This window comes from Terriglobus sp. TAA 43 (genome assembly GCF_000800015.1).
Lineage (GTDB): Bacteria > Acidobacteriota > Terriglobia > Terriglobales > Acidobacteriaceae > Terriglobus.
This window is the reverse complement of the sequence record NZ_JUGR01000001.1, coordinates 2,850,110-2,865,515: the sequence shown is the minus strand read 5'-3', so window position 1 is coordinate 2,865,515 and position 15,406 is coordinate 2,850,110. Positions and strand designations below refer to the sequence as shown.

13 protein-coding genes are annotated in these 15,406 nt (G+C 58.6%); 7 read left to right on the top strand and 6 right to left on the bottom strand.

Annotated elements, in window-relative coordinates; translation table 11 throughout:
* Positions 1 to 7: 7 nt before the first annotated feature.
* The gene (locus M504_RS12225; RefSeq protein ID WP_047491728.1) at positions 8 to 547 is read right to left on the bottom strand and encodes an adenine phosphoribosyltransferase; all 540 of its coding nucleotides are present in this window, start codon (positions 545 to 547) and stop codon (positions 8 to 10) included.
* Positions 548 to 621: 74 nt separating this feature from the next.
* Between M504_RS12225 and M504_RS12220 the strand changes: the two genes are divergently transcribed.
* Positions 622 to 831 carry a DUF2188 domain-containing protein gene (locus tag M504_RS12220; RefSeq protein ID WP_047491725.1) on the top strand — a complete coding sequence of 70 codons (210 nt, stop codon included), beginning with the start codon at positions 622 to 624 and terminating at the stop codon, positions 829 to 831.
* Positions 832 to 882: 51 nt separating this feature from the next.
* Here M504_RS12220 and M504_RS12215 read toward each other — a convergent pair whose 3' ends face one another.
* The 3 genes from M504_RS12215 to M504_RS12205 are packed head-to-tail and all read right to left on the bottom strand — an operon-like array spanning position 883 to position 2,614.
* Complete coding sequence (locus M504_RS12215; RefSeq protein ID WP_047491723.1) at positions 883 to 1,188, bottom strand: acylphosphatase; 306 nt, start codon at positions 1,186 to 1,188, stop codon at positions 883 to 885.
* Positions 1,189 to 1,190: 2 nt separating this feature from the next.
* Positions 1,191 to 2,171 carry an alpha/beta fold hydrolase gene (locus tag M504_RS12210; RefSeq protein ID WP_232296267.1) on the bottom strand — a complete coding sequence of 327 codons (981 nt, stop codon included), beginning with the start codon at positions 2,169 to 2,171 and terminating at the stop codon, positions 1,191 to 1,193.
* A complete protein-coding gene (locus M504_RS12205; protein ID WP_047491720.1) occupies positions 2,141 to 2,614 on the bottom strand; it encodes a DUF4440 domain-containing protein in 474 nt (157 codons plus the stop codon). The genes M504_RS12210 and M504_RS12205 overlap by 31 nt, the downstream gene beginning before the upstream one ends.
* A gap of 65 nt (positions 2,615 to 2,679) precedes the next feature.
* Between M504_RS12205 and M504_RS12200 the strand changes: the two genes are divergently transcribed.
* The 5 genes from M504_RS12200 (at position 2,680) to trpE (ending at position 9,382) form a co-directional block, all read left to right on the top strand.
* On the top strand, positions 2,680 to 4,866 hold the full coding sequence (locus tag M504_RS12200; protein WP_047494701.1) for a molybdopterin-dependent oxidoreductase: 2,187 nt from the start codon (positions 2,680 to 2,682) through the stop codon (positions 4,864 to 4,866).
* Positions 4,859 to 5,833, top strand: a complete 975-nt coding sequence (locus M504_RS12195; protein ID WP_198137585.1) for a threonine dehydratase — start codon at positions 4,859 to 4,861, stop codon at positions 5,831 to 5,833. The genes M504_RS12200 and M504_RS12195 overlap by 8 nt, the downstream gene beginning before the upstream one ends.
* A 6-nt stretch (positions 5,834 to 5,839) precedes the next feature.
* Positions 5,840 to 6,799, top strand: a complete 960-nt coding sequence (locus M504_RS12190; RefSeq protein WP_047491716.1) for a VWA domain-containing protein — start codon at positions 5,840 to 5,842, stop codon at positions 6,797 to 6,799.
* Between the two features lie 86 nt (positions 6,800 to 6,885).
* Positions 6,886 to 7,824 carry a VWA domain-containing protein gene (locus M504_RS12185; protein WP_047491713.1) on the top strand — a complete coding sequence of 313 codons (939 nt, stop codon included), beginning with the start codon at positions 6,886 to 6,888 and terminating at the stop codon, positions 7,822 to 7,824.
* Positions 7,825 to 7,864: 40 nt separating this feature from the next.
* Positions 7,865 to 9,382 carry an anthranilate synthase component I gene (trpE, locus tag M504_RS12180; protein ID WP_047491711.1) on the top strand — a complete coding sequence of 506 codons (1,518 nt, stop codon included), beginning with the start codon at positions 7,865 to 7,867 and terminating at the stop codon, positions 9,380 to 9,382.
* On the opposite strand, the gene M504_RS12175 is transcribed toward trpE, so the two are convergent.
* Together M504_RS12175 and M504_RS21330 are read right to left on the bottom strand one after the other, a co-directional pair.
* The gene (locus M504_RS12175) at positions 9,379 to 11,301 is read right to left on the bottom strand and encodes a glycosyltransferase family 39 protein (protein ID WP_047491708.1); all 1,923 of its coding nucleotides are present in this window, start codon (positions 11,299 to 11,301) and stop codon (positions 9,379 to 9,381) included. The genes trpE and M504_RS12175 overlap by 4 nt on opposite strands.
* Positions 11,302 to 11,327: 26 nt before the next feature.
* Positions 11,328 to 12,689 carry an RDD family protein gene (locus M504_RS21330; protein ID WP_052200668.1) on the bottom strand — a complete coding sequence of 454 codons (1,362 nt, stop codon included), beginning with the start codon at positions 12,687 to 12,689 and terminating at the stop codon, positions 11,328 to 11,330.
* Positions 12,690 to 12,720: 31 nt separating this feature from the next.
* Between M504_RS21330 and M504_RS12165 the strand changes: the two genes are divergently transcribed.
* Positions 12,721 to 15,399, top strand: a complete 2,679-nt coding sequence (locus tag M504_RS12165; RefSeq protein WP_232296266.1) for an LPS-assembly protein LptD — start codon at positions 12,721 to 12,723, stop codon at positions 15,397 to 15,399.
* The last annotated feature ends 7 nt before the right edge of the window (positions 15,400 to 15,406 follow it).

Genomic DNA, 15,406 nt, shown 5'->3' with positions numbered 1-15,406 from the left:
CTGAACGCTACTCGTTGTAGTGCAGCAGGGAGTAGACATCGATGTCCGGGAACTTCTGGCGGCCCTTCAGGAAGTCCAGTTCCACGGCAAATGCCACGCCGGCAATCTCGCCACCAAGCTGCTTCACAAGCTGCACCGTGGCCTGCATGGTGCCACCGGTTGCCAGCAGGTCGTCCACAATGACCACGCGCTGTCCGGGCTGGATGGCATCCAGATGGATTTCCAGCGAATCCGAACCGTATTCCAGGTCATAGGTCACGCGAGCGGTGGGTGCGGGCAGCTTCTTTGGCTTGCGCACAGGCACAAAGCCAGCATTCAGGCGATACGCCATCGCCGGTCCAAAAATGAAGCCACGGGCCTCAATACCCAGAACCAGGTCGATCTGCTTGTCGATGTAATACGCCGCAAAGGCGTCAATCATCTGCGCAAAGCCAGCTTTGTCCTTCAGTAGCGTGGTGATGTCGTAAAAGAGGATGCCGGGTTTGGGAAAGTCAGGGACCGTGCGGATGAGGTCCTTCAGAGGTTCGCAGTTGATGAGGTGGGACATGCAGTTATTGTAACGAGGGCGGCGGGGATACACATGGAGGTATCCACGCATCTCAGCGAAAAAGGAGTGTGGCCATGTCGACGGAAAAACACTATTTCGTGGAGAAGAATGAGGACGGCCAGTTCGCGGTGCGTGCAAAGGGATCAGAACGCGCCAGTGCCCTTTTCGCCACGCAGGAAGAAGCAATTGCGAAAGTGAAGGAACTGAATCCTTCTGATCATCCGGACGTGGAGCGCGTTCGCCACACAGCAGGCGGCGGTCCGGATAAATGGCGCAAGGCGTAGTCAGTGACCACGCCTTGATTTGTGAGATCTAAAAATTGTCTTGTGGAAGGCCTAAACAGCACCTTCAATGCGGAACTCCCTGAGTGCCGCCGCTTCGCTGTCTTCCAGATTATGGATGCGGATACGATCCACACGCGATCCGCGACTTCCGCGCTTCAGCGCCGTCTCCAGTTCCGCAATTTGCTCCGGTGAACCTGCAGCGACCGCCTCAACATGGCCATGCGGGGAGTTGCGCACCCACCCCCTCAGGCCAATTTCCGCTGCCTCGCGCTGCACAAACCAGCGAAAGCCAACGCCCTGCACGCGGCCCTCTACCTGGTAATGCCGCACGATCAGACCTTCTTCCTGTTCACTCATTCTTACTGCTCCAACAGATGTTGCAGAATTGCATTGGCTACCGCGCCCGACTGCTCACGCTGCGGGAAATGCCCGACGCCCTCCAGCAATATGCGGCGATAGCCATTGGTGAAGTGTCTTCCCGCACCGTCGGTGGTTTCGGGCAGCACGCAGTAATCTTCCATGCCGTGGATCAACAGCGTCGGTACATCGAGCGTCACCGTTGCATCGTATCGCGCCTGCAGCACGGCGTATTGTGGATCGGGCTCAGCATGTCCCCAGCGCACACGGTAGTAGTGCAATACCACGTCGACAAAATCCTTGTTCGTCCAGCATTGCGCAGCGGCGGCCAGCTCCTGTTCTGAGAACCAATCCTCCGGCCCCCATGTCTGCCACTGGCGTTTGCAGAAGGCCAGCGGATCGGCGCGAAACGCAGCCTCGCCCGGCTTGGTGCACAGAAACCACTGGTACCAGTACGCCTCGGATTGCGACAACTTCGGAGCTTTCAGCGAACCCGGTTGAAACGCAACGGACAACGTCACCATGCGATTCAGCCGCCTCGGATGCAGCGCCGCGAGCGTATAGCCAACGCGCGCGCCCCAATCATGACCAACGAAATCGAAAGTCTTCCACTTCAGCGCATCCGCCAGATCAAGGACATCCTGTGCTAATGCGACAGCCTGCCCCGTACGGCGCGGCTTGCGGCCAAGCAATGGCGAACGAAACTCTGTTGGGCCATAGCCGCGCAGATACGGCGTAACGGTCCGATACCCTGCGCCATGGAGTGCAGGTAGCAGCTTGTCAAAGGTTCGCGGCGAATCCGGCCAGCCATGCACCAGCATCAGCGGCCTGCCATTCTTCGGACCACCCTCTTCGTACACAAGCTTCAGGGTGGAGGTCTTCACTTCGTGAACGCGCATATCTTTAGGATGCACCCGTCGCGCTGTTCGCGGCACATCACTCATGCGGAAAATCAGGTGGTGTGATCCAAAATGATCTTCCATCCCTGCGCAGTTTTCTCCAACACCAGAGAGAACGTGCCAGACGCATTACCGCCTTTGTTCTTCACGCGTTCCAGCGAATACCTGCCGGTGGCCATGGCAAAACGATCATCCAGGATGTGTGGTTCAAGGTCGCTGAAAGTCAGATTGCCCATGCTCGCGCGGTCAGGGTAATTCTTCTTGTACGTGGCCTCCACATCTTCAAATCCGTGTGCCACGCCATTGCTGATCACGATCAGTGCGGGTGTCTTCTCGTAGCTGCTGAGGAATGCGTTCATGTCGCCTGCGTTCCATGCACGCTCCTGCGACAGCAACACCTTCACCACATCCAGTTCCGCCTGTGGCAGCACCTTCATCTGTTCGCCTTCGGTGCGCTGCGCCACGGCACACAGCGGCGCGGTCACCACTGCGATTGCAAAAACCACACTGCGGAAGATGCGACGCATTGCCGGAAAGCCTCCTGCGGATTTGGCCATTCTCTTTTACTGCACGAAACTTCTACAATCATCACATGGGCAGCGGGAACCAACTCGCGTCGGCAACACGCACAGTCCATGCGACCTGCTCGCTGGACTGCCCGGACAGTTGCGGCATCATCGCCACGATCGATAATGCAACGGAACGCGTGGTCCGCATCACTGGCGATCCAGAACATCCTGTCACGCGTGGGTTTCTCTGCGGAAAGGTGGCGCGGTATCTTGACCGTGTCTATGCGCCCGACCGCCTTCTGCATCCGATGAAACGCAAAGCGGACGTACCGAAAGGTCCGCTGAGGCATGGCGAAGAGTTTGCAGCATTCGAGCGCATCTCGTGGGACGAGGCGCTGGATACCATTGCACAACGCCTGCAAGCCATCAGCAACGAGCACGGGCCTGAATCGGTGCTGCCCTACAGCTATGCGGGTACCATTGGCCAGCTCGGCTTCGGGTCCATGGATCGCCGCTTCTTTCATCGGCTTGGGGCGTCGCAGCTTGATCGCACCATCTGCGCCAGTGCAGGATCAGCCGCGCTGAATGCGGTATACGGCGTGCGCATTGGGCCGGAACCGCAGAGCTTCGTATACGCAAAACTCATCCTTGCGTGGGGCGCGAACCTGCACGGCAACAGCATCCACCTGTGGCCGTTTGTGGAAGAGGCACGGCGCAATGGCGCTCGTCTTGTTGTGATCGATCCGTATCAGACGAAGACAGCAAAGCTGGCAGATGAACACATCGCACTCACGCCGGGAACAGATACCGCGCTGGCCATGAGCATGATGCATGTGATTCTGCGCGATGGCCTGGAAGACCGCGACTACATTGCCGCATGCACGCACGGTTTTGAGGCGTTGCGTGAACGTGTGATGACTGCGGAATACGCACCGGAAAACGTAGCGAAAATCTGCGGTATCAACGCGGAAACCATCGTCACGCTGGCGCGCCGCTACGCCACGACAAAGCCTGCTGTCATCCGCATGAACTACGGCATCCAGCGCACGGACAACGGTGGCACAGCCGCGCGCGCCGTGGGAATGCTGCCCTTACTGACAGGTGCATGGAGGCATCATGGCGGGGGCGTGATGTTGTCTTCATCGAATGCCTTTGGCTTCAACTCCGCGAAGCTGCAAATGCCGGAACTGATGCATGCGAGTCCCCTGCATCGCGAAGCTCGCATGGTGAACATGAGCCAGCTTGGCCATGCACTGACGGAACTGGATGCGCCACGCGTGCATGCGCTGTTTGTTTACAACTCCAACCCCGGAGCCGTTGCGCCCAATCAGAACGCAGTGCTGCGGGGCATGCGTCGCGATGATCTCTTCACCGTGGTCCATGACTGCTTCCTGACCGACACGACAGACTACGCGGACATCGTTCTGCCATCGCCTTCGTTCCTGGAGCAGGATGACGTACAAGGCGCCTACGGCCATTACGTGGCACAGCTCTCTTTGCGGGCCATGCAGCCACAGGGCGAAGCACGCAGCAATGCGTGGCTGTTTGGCCAACTCGCACAGCGTATGGGATTCGACGAGTCGTGCTTCCACGACACGGAACACGATCTCATCCGGCAGGCGCTGGACACGCAACATCCTTGGCACGAAGGCATCACCATGGAGGCGTTGCAGGCGCACGGAAACATGATGCAATTGAAGCTGCCGCGCAATGAACGCGGCGAGTTTATGCCTTTTACCGACGCATCGTGGTTCAGAACGCCCAGCGGCAGAGGTGAGTTCTACTCCGAATCTTTACGCGAACAGGGGCTTGATCCATTGCCAGCGTACGTCGCAGCACCGGAGCGTAGAGATAGCACGCAACCGCTACGCATGTTGGCACGCAAAGCAGACAATTGGATGAATTCTACCTTTGCGAACATGCCAAAACATCGCGGCATGGAAGGCTCGCGCATCGGTTTGAACATTGTGGAGATGCATCCGGACGATGCCGCAGCACGCGACCTACACGAAGGCGATGAAGTGGAAGTAACAAATGAGCGCGGCTCCATTCATCTGCAGGTTGCTTTCACGGGACGCGTGGTCAAAGGAACAGTTGCCACATCGCTGGGCTGGAACAAGCTGTCGCATGACGGTCACGGAGTCAACGTACTCACCAGCGAACGTGTAACCGATATTGGCGGCGGAGCTACGTTTTACGCCGTTAACGTGCAGGTTTCGCGCGCGGTAAAAGAACCTTCCGCAGAGGAGATGATCGCAACACATGCCTGAGCAAGCACTGATGCCCGATCTTGCCACCATTCGCGAAGCTTCGCGTCATGTATACGACGTGCTCACGCCCACGCCGCAGATTCGCTGGCCGCAGCTTGAGGCCGCCGCGGGTACAGAGCTTTGGGTGAAGCATGAAAATCATTCGCCCGTTGGCGCATTCAAAGTACGCGGTGGGTTGGTGTACATGGAATCGCTACGACGCCGCGAGCCTGCAGTCACCACCGTCATCTCCGCCACGCGAGGCAATCATGGCCAATCCATTGCCATTGCCGCGCGCAAACATGGACTGCGCGCTGTCATAGTGGTTCCGCATGGCAACAGTGTGGAGAAGAATGCAGCCATGCGTTCCCAGGGCGCTGAATTGATCGAACATGGCGATGACTATCAGGCCGCAATGGACCATGCTGTCGCGCTTGCTGCCGAGCACGACTGGCACATGGTTTCCGGTGTGCACCGCGTCCTGATCACCGGCGTTGCAACGCTGCATCTCGAACTGCTGGAGGCGCAACCGCAGATCGCCACACTGTATGTTCCTGTGGGCATGGGTTCCAGCATTTGCGGTGCAATTGCCGTGCGCGATGGACTTGGTTTGGCCACAGAGATCGTCGGCGTCACTTCAACAGAAGCACGCGCAACCGTGCTGAGCGTGGCTGCTGGACAGGTCGTAGAAGCTCCCGTAACCGCAAAGATTGCCGATGGCGTAACCTGCCGCAAACCCAATGCAGAAGCTGTGGAAGCAATGCGCAAAGGCGTGGCGCGCTTTATAGAAGTTCCGGAAGCGAAAGTGGCAGAAGCCATGCGACTCTACTTCGCTGCAACGCATAACGTCGCAGAAGGAGCAGGCGCGCTAGGACTGGCGGCACTGCTGATGGATTCCGCTCGCAAGCCCGGCCCCGCCGCTGTCATCCTGAGCGGCGGCAACGTGGACACGTCTCTTTACTCGCAGGTTCTTAGTCACGCGGTGTAATCGCCCATGCGTTATCTCGCATTCTTCCCGATGCTGTTGCTTACACTTCCTGCACTTGCGCAGGAAGCGTCGGTGGAGACACTGCATGTGACATCGAGCCTGGTGGAAGTCTCCGCTGTAGTCACAGATAAAACCGGCGAACCGCGCACTGGCCTCACCAAGGACGACTTCGTTCTGAAGCAGGACGGCAAAGAACAACCCATCCGTTACTTCTCGCAGGCTTATGAGCTGCCGCTGACCTTTATCCTGATGATCGACACCAGTGGTAGCCAGCGCAGCTTCATTGACGATGAACGGCGCGCTTGCGATGTCTTCTTTGAGACCGCACTGGGTCGGCCTCAGGACCGGGCCGCTCTCGTAGAAGTGAATGCAAAGATCACGGCACGCAGCGAACTGACGAATAGCCCGGCAAAACTTCATCTATCGCTGGCGGCCCTGCATTTTGATGAAAAAGAGAGTACCGCGACCCGCATTAACGATGCCATCTGGACCCTGTCCAAAGACGTGCTGTCAAAGGTACGCGGCCGCAAGGCAATCATCCTCATCAGCGATGGCGGCGCTTTGGGAAACACAGTCTCCCGTGCAGATGCCATCGCTGAAGCGCAACGGGACAACGTGCCGGTTTATGCTGTCGACTACAGTGCGTGGAGCGGAACCGACATGATGCCCCAAGGGGGTATCGGCGGACTTTCCGGCGTGACTCTTGCTGGAAGCGCTGCAGATCCAGGTCTCACGAACCTCAAGGAGTGGTCCGTCGCGACAGGTGGCCATGTCTACGAGGTGACTCGTAGAACTACCTTGAAACACATCTTCGAAAACATTGCGCAAGAACTGCGCACGCAGTACGAAATCGGTTACACATTACCTGCGAACACCAAATCCAAACAGTTCCACAAACTGGAGTTGGAGACGAAGGACAAATCGTTGCGCGTGCAGGCTCGCAGCGGTTTCTTCACGAATCCCTGAACAATAGCGGGCGCTGGCACGTACCATTGCATAGGCGCCATGTCGCGCCCGACCTGAACAGGCTCTGAATCGCAGTGGAATCATCCATGCGCTTTCTCACACTCATCCCGGTGTTGCTCGTTGCACTGCCTGCATTGGCACAGGAAGCGCCAGTCGAGACATTGCATGTCACATCACGCTTGGTGGAAGTGTCTGCGGTTGTTACAGATAAGACGGGCGAACCACGCACCGGCCTTACCAAAGACGACTTCACGCTGAAACAGGACGGCAAAGAGCAAGCGATTCAGTACTTCTCGCAAGGTAATGAACTACCGCTGACCTTCGTCGTGATGATCGACACAAGCGGCAGTCAACGCACTTTCATTGATGACGAACAACGCGCCTGCGATGTCTTCTTTGAAACCGTGCTTGGACGACCACAGGATCGTGCTGCGTTGATCGAGGTGAACGCGAATGTCCTTGCTCACAGCGATCTGACTAACGACCCCGGCAAGCTGCATCTAGCGCTGTATGGGCTGCACTACGACCAGAGGGCGGCTACCGCCACTCGCCTGAATGATGCCATCTACGGCCTTAGCAAAGATTTGCTCGCGAAGATTCGTGGACGCAAAGCCATCATTCTTATCAGCGATGGCGGTGACAATGGCAGTGTCACGAAACGCGCCGATGCCATTGCCGAAGCACAGCGCGACAACGTGCCTATCTACGCTGTCTCCTATAGCGCGTGGAACGACCTTCCGCAGCGTGGCTTTGCCAACTCCCCTGTCCGCCCCGGCGGCGATCCCGGCATGGAAAACCTGGTGGCTTGGTCTTCTGCGACCGGTGGTCATGTGTACCGAGTTAGCGCTGGCACAACGCTCAAACATATCTTTGGGGACATCGCGCAGGAACTGCGCACACAATACGAAATCGGCTACGCCTTACCCTCCGACACGACGCCAAAACAGTTCCACAAGCTGGAACTGAAGACAAAGGACAAATCGCTGCGGGTGCAGTCGCGCAACGGCTTCTTCACGAATCCCTGAACGGCGATGCGGACAGTCCAGTACCATTAGTTCAGCCGCCATGCCACGCACCATTTCCGCCACGCCCGATCTGAAGAGCTTCCTCGCGCTCGTGAAGAAGAAGCACACGCTCATTCCCGTCTACCGCACGGTCACCGCTGATCTGGAGACGCCGGTAAGCGCCTTCCTGCGCATTGCCGCAGAAGAACCGGAAGCGTTCCTGCTGGAGTCAGTCGAAGGCGGCGAACGCATTGGCCGCTACACCTTCATCGGCATCCGTCCGTATCGCAAGCTGGAATCGCGTGGCCGCGCCATCACGGCGATCGACGGCAAGAAGACTCGGCAGTATGAAGGCGACATCTTCCACGAGCTGAAGTCTGCGCTGAGCGAGCACAAACCCGCAAAGCTACCCGGCCTGCCACCGTTCACCGCAGGCGCCGTTGGGTTCTTTGCGTATGACGTGGTGCGACAGATTGAACGTCTTCCAGAGACCGCGAAGGACGAACTCGGCGTCCCCGATGCATGCCTTATGTTCTTCGACGAAGTGCTTGCCTTCGATCATGTGAAGAAGGAAATCTTCCTGATCATCACGGCCGATCTGAAGCGCGAACCGGATGCGGAGAAGGCATATGCGAAGGCGGTTCGCCGTCTGGATCGCCTGGAGAAGCAGCTTGCTGGACCGCTGCCTGTTGCGAGAAAGCACAAGCCGCTGGGTCCGCTGCAACTGACGCCTCGCACCGCCAAGCGCGACTACATGAAGGCAGTGGCAAAGGTGAAGGATTACGTGGCCGCGGGCGACATCTTCCAGTGCGTGCTGTCGCAGCGCTTCGACTGCAAGCCCGGCGTGGATCCGTTTGAGATCTATCGTTCGCTCCGCATCGTGAATCCGTCGCCGTATATGTATTTCCTGCGCTTCCCTATGAAGAAGCCCGGCGCAAAGACAGAGACCCCTGCGCACATTGTGGGTTCATCACCTGAGCTGCTTGTACGCGTCCACAGTGGGCAGATTGAATATCATCCCATTGCAGGAACACGCCCCCGTGGCGATGACGAGGCGAGCGATCGGCGACTGGAAGAAGATCTCCTGAAGGACACGAAAGAAACCGCCGAACACGTCATGCTGGTCGACCTGGGGCGCAATGACCTGGGCCGCGTCAGTGAATTCGGTTCAGTCGAAGTGAAGAAGCTGATGTTCATTGAGCGCTACTCGCACGTGATGCACCTGGTGAGCGCGCTTGAGGGCAAGCTGCGTCCCGATCTTGCGCCGATTGATGCGTTCAGATCCTGCTTCCCGGCAGGTACGCTCAGCGGCGCGCCGAAGATTCGCGCCATGGAGATCATTGAGGAGTTGGAGCCCACGCGCCGGGGCGTCTACGGCGGCAGCATCTTCTATGCGGACTTCAGCGGCAACCTGGATAGCTGCATCGCCATCCGCACCCTCTTCATGCACGGCAAGGACGGCTACATTCAGTCCGGTGGCGGCGTAGTGGCAGACTCCGTTCCGCAGACCGAGTACGAAGAGACGGTGAACAAATCGAAGGCTGTGGTGCGGGCAATTGAACGCGCGCGTTCGCGTTAGTAGACCGTGTCACGGTTGCTGATGATCTGTTTTCCGCCGCCCTCTGCCACGATGTAAGTCCGGCCGGGCAAGGCGGGAAGCTTGCCCGGCTCTGTCCACACAAAGATCCGTTGCACGCCCGTCCAGCGCAGGCGCATGGATGCGTCGGTCTCGAAGATTTCTGGCGCGTCCGTGAAGAACGAGCCGTACCAGAGACTCGATGACCGCCCATTCCAGATGTGGATGTTATCGCGATGCAGATAAAAACCAAGCGTCGATCCTGATTCGTACTCGCCGTTGATCACAATCAGATCATCAGGCCGGAGATCCGGCTGAATTGTCCGCACCAACCGTTCGCTACTGAGTACGGGGGCGAAGGTCTGCAATCCCTTATGAGCGGCCACAAGAAACATGGCTGTGGCAATGCCAAGAACGATATTGGCGTGATGCGGACGATAGTTTTTTCGCAGCCACCATGCGATCAGCGTGCCACCGAAGAGCGCAACCGCTGTGAGTGTCAACGGATCGCGAAACGCGCCCATTGCATTTGCATTCAGGTCGAAAACGTGCCCGAAAGACAATCCATAAAACCCGGGATGCCGCTGCAGCATGGTGGCCAGTTCGAACGTTGGCGGAGGCTCGTTCGCATGCGCCAGAAAGAACACACACGCGAACGACGCAAGAGTTCCGAAGGCCAATAAAACAGTCGCGATGCGCTGCCCGCTCTGTCCCAGCGTCGCCGGAATGACTCCATCCTCAACCTCGGTCGCTTCACGATCCAGCCAGCCGCCAATCAACATCGCAAAGAATGGCAGCGAGGGCAGAACGTAATACTCCTGCCGTGTAGAGAAGGAGAAAAACACCAGCGGCAACAGGCCCGCGATGGTCAACAGCAGCAATGTTTTCTGTTCGCTATCTAACGACAGCGCAACGCCGCGCGAACGAAATGCACGCCATGGTGCAGCGCCAACTGCCTTGAATAGAAACGCGCTCCACGGCATCATCCACACCAGCAATAGCCCCCAGAACAGCAGCAGCGGCACGGTGGCGTAGTCGCGCGGCACGCGAAGGTTCAGGTAACGCAGCAGATACTCGTTCATGAAGTAGAACCACGTCCAACCGTGCACGTTGCCATACGAAGGCTCGCCCACCAGCCAGCCCTTCCAAAACAACGGAAAGATGTGGCCGGGATGCGTTAATCCTGCGGGATGTCCTTCAGTGGGATTCGCACGTCCGGCAGCGATATGCCACGGTGCACCTATCAGCAGAAACGTCACCAGCGCCGAGATGGGATGCAGCTTCCACAGACGCCGCAGAGTCCCAGCGAAACCGCGCGTGATCAACAGGTACAGGACGATGGTGCCAATGGGAAAGACGAGGCCGATCAATCCCTTGGTGAGGAGGTTCAGCGCGCACGCCGCACCAAACCCGATGGCAGGCAGACGCCACGGCTGCTCGCCCTGCTGCTCCGTGATCCAGAAGCAGTGCAGCGATGCCGTCAACCAAAGACACACGATGACGTCGGGTATCAGGATGCGCGTGAAGATAAAGATGCCGAAGCACAGCAGCAATAACATCGCTGCATAGAAACCTGCGCGCGCGCTACGAAAGGCACGACGTGCGAAGCTCTCAGTTACCAGAAACAGTGCCAACGCGAAAAGAGCCAGCGGCAGTCGTGCTGCAACTGCCCCAACGCCGAACAACTCCATGCTGGCTGCCATCGACCAGTACAGAAGGGGCGCTTTCTCCAGGTAGCGGATACCGTTGGCGTACAGCGTGACGGGGTCGCGGCGCACAATCATCTCGCGCGCCACTTCCGCATGCACAGAGTCCGCATCGTTCAGCAGTGGCGGCACAATCAGCGCAAACGAAGCATAGAGAAACAGCCACAGCGCGATGAGGATTTTGCGATTACGGCTCGGGGTAAGCTCATACGCCATGGCCCCTTCAGCCTATCGCGAACGCGTTAGTATCCACGCGGATACATGCGCGAGATGCGGTCGTGCCATCCGAGATTCTCTTCATCCATGCACGCCCACAGCAGTCCCAGCCCCAGTGGCATACCTGCCAGCAGCAGAGCAAAGATGCGATGCAGCATTGCCTTGCGCGTGGGATTTTCGTCGCTGAAGGTGCAGAAGCCAATGCGCGCATAGCGCATACCCGGCGTGGTGCCGCTCAGTGAGAAGAACAGTGCCTGGTAGCCAATGGCAAAGGCAAACAATGTGACCACCGAAGCCAACACCGCAGACAGTCCCGTGGGCAGAACCGGCGAAGCGTAAGCCGCCACCGTTACCGCCATCAGGAATCCAGTGACAACGCAGCAGGCATCCACCAGGAACGCCATCATGCGCTGGCTGCCCGGTGCCACATAAAGCGGCATAGCGAATGAGATCTGTGCATCGGGCGACTCTGCCATGCGCACCGACGCATCCACATCCAGACGGATGGTGTGCCACTCCGGCAGAATACTTTCGATCACAGGCTCCGTTGAGACGGCACTGGCTTCCACCTCAAAGATGCGAAGCTGCGCACGCTCTGGCGCGGCATCTGCTTCTTCACGCAGAGGACCTTCCGCCAGACGCGGACGAGCCTTGCGTGCGGCCACAAGCTGGCGAGGAAATTCAATCAGGTTCGTCGGCAGGGCTACAGCAGAATCCAACGGTCCGGTAGCCAGCCCCAGGCGCTCAGCCAGGGTTGCTGGTCGTTCCTGAATCTCATTGACCGCAGCGGTGAACACCTGCGCAAAATCCGGACGAGCAGGAGGCGCTGCAACCACAGACTGCGCCACAACGGGCGCTGCAGCAGGTTCTGCGATCTGCGGTGCCGGAACGCTCACGGGCTCGTCGACCGCCACAATCCGGGATTCCGTAACAGCTTCAGAAACTCCCAGCGGCGATTCCGTCTCCACCGGCGCAGCAAAGGTGATGACCTCGGCAGGGCCATGCGCTTCCGGCTGGGGCGCTACCGGTTCGTTCCACTGCTCAATCTCTTCCAGAAGCTGCTGCTGCGCGGCGGCAATGGCCTCAGCATTGCGGCGAGCCACCTCGGCGGCTGCCTCGGCCTGCCGGATGGCGGCCTCTGCTTCCTGCTTTAGAAAGTCACTATAGGAAACGGATCGGGCGTAACGGGCGGCCACAGAGTCCGCAACGCGATGACGTGGTGCGGGGACCTCAATCGGCAGCGAGGTCTGCATCTCCGAGGGACGTCCGCGGCGCTGGCGGTGCTCGGCCAGGCGGTTGGCAATCTCACGCTTGAGGGCGCGTGCTTCCTCTTCAGAAACGGTGCCAGCGGGTAGCGGCTGCAGGGGGAGAGGGCTCGCGGTGCTCAAGGCGTCTCACTTTCGTAGAATAGAAACTTCAGTGAGCAGCAACGCCATTTTCCGGAAGAACGTAACGCAGACATCCAGCACGCGCTCCGGGGTGTTGCCGCCTGGCTTCGCATCCGTGCGCGAAGCCTGTATTTGCTGGTGTATCACTTTGGCAGCAGCGTTTGGAGTGTCTGCGACGGCACAGCAGGTAACTGCCAAGGAACCCCCTGCGGATACATCCTCTGCCGCAACGCCGCAATCGCGCGATCTGCCGCAGGATCCGGGCACGGAACGGTTTCCCACAGCCGTCCCTGTGCCGGAGCCTTCAGCAAAAAAGATCACCATCGATAGCGACCGCCAGAGCCGAAATGGCAACATGCTGCTGCTGGATGGCAACGTGGTGGTCACCTACGGCGACTATCGACTGGAAGCTGACCACATCCGTTATGACCAGACCACCGGTGACGCGGAAGCTGAAGGCCACGTGCACATCACGGCGGACAGTGGCCGTGAAAGCATGCAGGCCAGCCGCGCGCTGCTGAACATCCATACGGAAAACGGTCGCATGTACAACGTGTCCGGCTCCATTGGCGTAAAACTGACGACCAGCGTGAAGCCGGCGACCGGTGTATTGCAGACTGGCGGCGTAGTGCAGACAATCCGCAGCACTACCTACACCACAGATAATCCTTTCCTGTTCACCGGCCGTGAAGTCATCCGTACCGGGCCGCAGCAGATGGAGATCATCGACGGTACGGTGACAAGCTGCCAGTTGCCACGTCCGGACTGGCAGCTTGCCGCCGGACACTTCCTGATACGCGATGGAAAAGCCCGCGCGAAGAACACCCTCTTCCGGCTGTACAACATCCCGGTGTTTTTCCTGCCGTACGCCACGCACCCCACCGATAGCGAAGAACGCCAGAGCGGCTTCATGATTCCCATCTTCGGCAACTCGAGCACCAAGGGCATCGTGATCGGCGAACAGTTCTACATGACGCTAGGCCGCTCGGCCGACCTGACGGTGGGTGCGGAATACTTCTCACGTCGCGGATGGGAACAGGCCGCCAACTTCCGTATGCAGGGTCGCAATAACGATTTCCTGCGCGCGCGTTACTCCGGCCTGCTGGATCGCGGTTTTTATCAGGCAACCACCACCACGACCAATGGCAAGACGACCACGACGAACACCTATGTGAATCAGGGTGGTGAAGATGTGGCGTTCTCTGGTCGCAAGGACTTCAGGCTGCATACACGCGTCGCCGCCGATGCCGAATACCTGAGCAGCTACATCTATCGCGAAGCCTTCACTGACAACTTCAATCAGGCTGTGTCGTCCGACATCAAGTCGTATCTGTATGGCACGACCGCCCGCAACGGCTATGTGGCCGCCTTCGAAACAGATCGTTATCAGGGTCTCAAGATTGTCAGCACGGGCGAGCAGATCCGTATCTTTCACGCACCTGTGTTCGATCTGGATTCGCTGGAACGTCGCATTGGCACCACGCCCTTCCTGTGGAGCTCCACCATGCAGTATGCAGGGCTGAAGCGCACCCAGGGCACCCCCTCAGCGCAGACAGGCTTCGCATCAGACCTGGTGAGTCGTTACGACGTTCATCCGCAGCTTGCCATGCCCTTTGGTTTCGCGGGGTTCCGTTTCCGCCCCTCAGTCGGTCTGCACGATACCTATTACTCACACTCGCGCTCCGCGACAGCGCTGCCCGGTCCAGTTCCCACGGAACGCACGCCCGGCCTGAATCGCTTTGTGACGGAAGCGGGCATGGAGATGCGTTTCCCCGTGCTGGAACGCACCTTCGATACGGGCGCCTTCCGCAAGCTGCTAGGACGTGAAGCGCGGCACACCATCGAACCTGAAATGAACTACCGCTACGCAAGCGGCGTTACAGACTTTGCTCGCACACTACGCTTCGACGACACAGACGTTGTCGCAAACCGCAACGAGTTGGAGTACGGATTCACGCAACGCCTGTTCCTACGCCCCACCAAGGAACGCGCCTGCGGTGCGAACGAAGACCCCGCAGAAACGAACTCGTCCTGTGGCGGCACACGCGAAACCATTCGCTGGAAGCTGGTGCAGCGCCACTACTTCGACGACACGTTCGGCGGACTCCTCACACCGACGAACCCCGATGGCGTGGTGGTATTGAATCGCCGAAATGTTCTGGACAGCACGCTGGATCTAAGCGGCATCGCGTTCCTCACAGACTTTCGCAGCGCCTCGCCCCTCGTGAGCGAGATGAAGCTCAGCGCCACGGACCACATCGACGTGGAATGGGACATGGCCTATGACCTGCACGCGGGACGCATGCGTCAGAGCAACGTGTTCCTGGACTTTCATCAGGGCAACTTCTTTGGCGGACTAAGCCACGCTCGCCTCTACGCTCCGGGACGCTTCACCACCGACACCGGCGGCGGCAGCACCGCTACGTCCCTGATCAGCGACTTCAGCCAGCTCCGTGTTCTGCTGGGCTACGGAACTCCTGCAAAGCCCGGCCTTAGCATTGCCGCCAATGCCGGTATCGATCTGAAGCTGTCGCAGGTACAGTACGCGGCATCACAGGTTTCCTACAACTGGAATTGCTGCGGCATCTCTGGCGAATACCGCAAATACGAACTGGGCAGCATTCGTAACGAAAATGCCTATCGCTTCAACTTCACATTGGCCAACATAGGCACCGCAGGCAATCTGCGCCGGGCAGAGCGGCTGTTCTAACGCATCG